Source organism: Ideonella azotifigens (genome assembly GCF_006519715.1).
GTDB classification, from domain to species: Bacteria; Pseudomonadota; Gammaproteobacteria; order Burkholderiales; family Burkholderiaceae_C; genus Ideonella; species Ideonella azotifigens.
In genome coordinates this window covers 1-4,432 of record NZ_VIDT01000470.1, presented here as the reverse complement: position 1 = coordinate 4,432, position 4,432 = coordinate 1, and the positions used below count along the sequence as shown (strand labels likewise).

Annotated in this window: 6 protein-coding genes; 3 read left to right on the top strand and 3 right to left on the bottom strand. The window is 65.2% G+C overall.

What is annotated here, in order from left to right; genetic code table 11:
* The coding region (locus FKP22_RS22110; protein ID WP_141289846.1) for a GGDEF domain-containing protein at positions 1–1,008 on the top strand (1,008 nt) is incomplete at its 5' end.
* A gap of 16 nt (positions 1,009–1,024) precedes the next feature.
* Here the strand turns inward: FKP22_RS22110 and FKP22_RS22105 are convergent.
* Entirely contained in the window at positions 1,025–1,222 is a 198-nt protein-coding gene (locus FKP22_RS22105) for a (2Fe-2S)-binding protein (RefSeq protein ID WP_141289845.1), read from the bottom strand.
* 223 nt (positions 1,223–1,445) lie between these two features.
* Entirely contained in the window at positions 1,446–1,925 is a 480-nt protein-coding gene (gene bfr / locus FKP22_RS22100) for a bacterioferritin (protein WP_141289844.1), read from the bottom strand.
* Between the two features lie 273 nt (positions 1,926–2,198).
* Between bfr and fur the strand changes: the two genes are divergently transcribed.
* Positions 2,199–2,639 (top strand): ferric iron uptake transcriptional regulator, encoded by a 441-nt coding sequence (gene fur / locus FKP22_RS22095; protein WP_141289843.1) that lies wholly within the window; start codon positions 2,199–2,201, stop codon positions 2,637–2,639.
* Positions 2,640–2,649: 10 nt separating this feature from the next.
* Here fur and FKP22_RS22090 read toward each other — a convergent pair whose 3' ends face one another.
* Positions 2,650–3,870 (bottom strand): PepSY-associated TM helix domain-containing protein, encoded by a 1,221-nt coding sequence (locus tag FKP22_RS22090; protein WP_141289847.1) that lies wholly within the window; start codon positions 3,868–3,870, stop codon positions 2,650–2,652.
* Between the two features lie 275 nt (positions 3,871–4,145).
* Between FKP22_RS22090 and hemP the strand changes: the two genes are divergently transcribed.
* A complete protein-coding gene (gene hemP / locus FKP22_RS22085; protein WP_141289842.1) occupies positions 4,146–4,367 on the top strand; it encodes a hemin uptake protein HemP in 222 nt (73 codons plus the stop codon).
* The last annotated feature ends 65 nt before the right edge of the window (positions 4,368–4,432 follow it).

Genomic DNA, 4,432 nt, shown 5'->3' with positions numbered 1-4,432 from the left:
CGCCGTGCCGAGGCCATGCTGGTCAATGGCGACGACAGCGCCGAGCGCTGGCCTGTGGGCCATGGCGAGGTGGGCGCGATGGCCAGGGCCTTCCAGCAACTGTTGCAACAACGCGCCCAGCGCCAGCAGGAGGTCAACGAGTTGCTGCAGCAGCTCGAAGCCGTGGTCGACCATGCGGAGGTGGGCATTGCGCTGACCCGCCACGGCCGGCTGGAAGTCGTCAGCCGGCGCTTTTGCCAGATCTTCCGGGCCGAGCGCGAGCAGCTGGTGGGCCAGCGCACGCGGGTGCTGTATGCCGACGACGCAGCGCATGCCGAGCAGCGTGCACGCATCGGCCCAGCGTTTGCGTCACACGGCAGCTTCGAAGGCGAAGTCCGGCTGCAGCGCATGGACGGCGAAGGCTTCTGGGCCCGCATGCGCGGCCGCGTGGTGCAGCCAGGCAACCGCGGTGCCGGCACGATCTGGGTCGTCGACGACGTGACCCAGGCCAGGCACCACCGCGAACAGCTGACCTGGGCTGCCAGCCACGACGCCTTGACGGGCCTCGCCAACCGCGGCGCCTTCGAAGCGGCCTTGGAGACGCTGACGCAGGAAGCCGGACACGCGCCGTTCTGCGCGCTGTTCATAGACCTGGACCGCTTCAAGCAGGTCAACGACAGCGGCGGCCATGCAGCCGGCGATGCCTTGCTGCGCGGCATTGCCCAGGTGCTGGCCGCGCCGCTGCGCCGCTCCGACCTGGCCGCCCGCCTGGGAGGCGACGAATTTGCGGTGCTGCTGCCGCATTGCCCGCTGGAACGGGCGCAGGCGATTGCCGAAACGCTGCGCGCCGACGTTGGCCGCTACGCGCTGAGCTGGGAAGGTGCAAGCCACTCGGTTGGCTGCAGCATGGGACTGGTGCTGGTCAACGGCCGGCATGTGAGTGCTGCCGAAGTCCTGCGGGACGCCGATTCAGCCTGTTACCGCGCCAAGCGAGAAGGCCGGAACAAGGTGGTGTTGGCAGGCGACTGAACGCCAGGCCAGGTCTTCAGGTCGTCTGCGCGCTTTCGTGCGGCTGGGTGGCGCAGGCAGCGTCGAAGACTTCGCGTGCGCAGTCGTGGCAGCAGCCGCAGCAGGATGCGGCGCGGGTCATGTCTTTCAGGACTTCAAAGTCGCGCACACCGTGCACCTGGACGACTTGGCGGATGTCTCGGTCGCTGACGCGGTTGCAAAGGCAGACGATCATGGGAACCTGCGAGGGACGTGAACTCGGGAATCGAAAACGCAGGCGAAGCATAACCTGAATGCAAATGCTTCTCAAATACCTGTGGTCCGGTGGGGCCAAGTCCCGTGACGCGCTGCACGCTGGCGGCTCGTTCCGGTGATGCCAATGTCGCACCCGTTGCCGCCCTTGCACCCATGAAAAAAGCCGGCGCAAGGCCGGCTTTTCCTTCGCGTGTGCGAGGCGCTCAGGATTCGTCTTCGTTCATCTGGCTTTGCAGCCAGTTCTGCTCGCCGACCTGGGCCACCAGCGCGATCTGGGTTTCCAGGTGCTCGATGTGCTCTTCGGTGTCGTCCAGGATCTCCAGCAGCACGTCGCGGGAAACATAGTCGCGCACGCTTTCGCAGTGGGCGATCGCGTCCTTCAGCAGCGGATGGGAGCCCATTTCGATCTTCAGGTCGCAGTGCAGCGTCTCGACGGCGTTTTCACCGATGAACAGCTTGCCCAGGTCCTGCAGGTTAGGCAGGCCGTCGATCATCAGGATGCGGTCGATCAGCTTGTCCGCATGCTTCATTTCCTCGATCGATTCCTTGTACTCGTGCGCCGCGATCTTCAACAAGCCCCAATGCTTGAGCATGCGGGCATGCAGGAAGTACTGGTTGATGGCGGTCAGCTCGTTCTTCAGCTGCGCATTCAGGAATTCAATGACTTTGGCGTCGCCCTTCATGGCCCGCTCCTTTGAGGTTGTTGTGTGTGAGGGGCAGCGCTCGAACCGCTGCGAATCGTGGCATTCTGCGCCGCATCACCCCATGGGCCAAATGGTTATCCATGCCCGGCCGGATGGATCGCGAATCGCTCGTATTCGGGATTTGCTACAGCCGGCTGCAGCGAACCCCGGCACAAAGACCTCGATCCCAGATCCTGCATTGATGCAAATCGATCTCATTTGCAATAATCGGCCATTGCCCGTTCGTCATCACGATCCGCGTTTGCCGCCACCATGCACAAAACCCCCCAGATCCAGGCCGAAGAACTGAAGACCAGCGGCCTGAAGGCAACCCTGCCGCGGCTGCGCATCCTGGCCGTGTTCGACCGCTCGGAGCGCCGCCACCTGAGCGCGGAAGACGTGTATCGACAGTTGCTGAACGACGGCTCGGACATTGGCCTGGCCACCGTCTACCGGGTGCTCACGCAGTTCGAGCAGGCCGGCCTGCTGCTGCGCAGCCAGTTCGACAATGACCGCGCCGTGTTCGAGCTGAACCACGGCGAGCACCATGACCACCTGGTCTGCCTGCGCTGCGGCAAGGTGGAGGAATTTTGCGACCCGGCGATCGAACAGCTGCAGCAGCGCATTGCCGCCGAGCGCGGTTTCGAGCTGCGCGAACACGCGCTGTCGCTCTATGGGCTGTGCAGCGACCCGGCCTGCCAGGACGGTGCCTGAAGCAAGCCGCTCAGGCGGCCGCGCGCATTGACTTCGCCACCGCCAGCTTCTGCACCACGCTGCGCGCGCGCCGCTTGCGCGCCCAGATCAGCACGCCAGTGACGCTGAAAGAGGCGATCACCACACCCATCAGCGAGATCAGCACCCGCCCGGTCAGGCCGATGATGCGGCCCGAGTGCAGCGGGAACATGCTCTGCATGAAGATGTCGCCAGCGCTGCCGGTGCCGGGCACGCTGTCGCCGGCCAGCTCGCCGGTCCCGGCGTCGAAATAAAGCCAGGCGTTGCCCAGGCCGCCGTCACCGTGGTCATGGCCGGGGCGGAAAAAGCCCACGCCCCAGAGGCCGAACTCGGGCGACAGGAACACCGCGCCAGCCGGCTCGCTGAAGCCACGCCGCAGCCCTTCGGCCTGCGCCAGCGCAACGACCTGGGCGGCGCTGACCTTCGGCTCCGCTGCCGCGGTGGGCGTCGTTGGCGTGCGGCTGGCAAAGGGTGATGGCGACAGCGTCGAGAAGGCCGACACCACCGGCCGCATCACCTGCGTGTTGAGATTCATGGCCACCGAAGTGATGGCCAGCAACAGCACCAGCAGGAACAGCCACACGCCGCCGGAGCGGTGCAGGTCGAACACCAGCTTGTGCCCGCTGGCGCCCCAGCGGAACGCAAACGAGCGCTTCCACTGCGCGGCATTCGGGAACGAGATCCACAGCGCGATCAGCGAATCCAGCACCCAGGCGATGGCGATCAGGCCCATCAGCCAGATGCCCAGCTCGATGCTGCCGGCATCGGGCAAGTGCATCGAGTAGTGCAGCTTGTAGAGAAAGGGCAGCAGGTTCTCGCGGCTCAACGACACCGCGCCCCATTCGCGCCTGCCCTGGACCTCGGCCGTCACCGGGTCCAGCGCCACCTGGTTGTAGCCAGGCTCGAAGAGCTGGCCGGTGGCCGGATCGACCCGCGGCACCACCGACACACTGAAGGTCTCTCCCGGCTCGACCGCCAGCTGGTAGTAGCTCACGCGCACCTTCGGATCCGCCGCTTCCACCGCAGCAACCAGCTCGGCCACCGGCCGAGCCTGGCCCAGCCCGCCACTGCGTGCCTCGTACAGCGCCGGGTTCAGCCAGGCGTCCAGCTCGTGGTCCCATGAAATGACGGCGCCGGTGGCCCCGGCGATGAACAGGAACAGCGCGGCTGCCAGGCCAAACCAGCGGTGCAGCCGCACCATCCAAGCTCTGATCATCGAAACGTCTCTCTGGGAAGCATCAGCAGATCCCGCACAGCACCACGCTGCCAGGACAGGCTTTGACGGACGGCGCTCGGCCCAAGTCCAGCGCCGCTGTCATGCGTCTACTTGAATGGCGTAGATTTTAATGCACCTCATTCGCATTTACAAAATGGCAGGTGATCCGATCCCAAATTCCCGCCGTTCTGACGGGCATCGTGATGCAGAAACCATGTGCCCAGCACGACTTTATGGATGCAAATAAGAATCGCTCGTATTACGATGCATTCATGCAAGCCCTTCAAACCTCCTTCACCGCCCCGGTCTCGGTGTCCGCACCGAACACGCCGGCCATCAGCGCCACACCGGCGCGCGCACCCGATGGGGCCGCCTGCCCGCGCTGGCGCAGCCAGGACTTGCTGGCCCAGGCGCAGCAGGCCGAAATCGCGCACGGCGACCAGGTCTATCGCTTGCGCCTGACGGCGCTGGGCAAGCTCATCCTCACCAAGTGAAGCGGCCGCGGGGATGCCGCCCACTGGTTCTTGTACCGCCATGACCCTTTCCGTGCTGCCGCGCA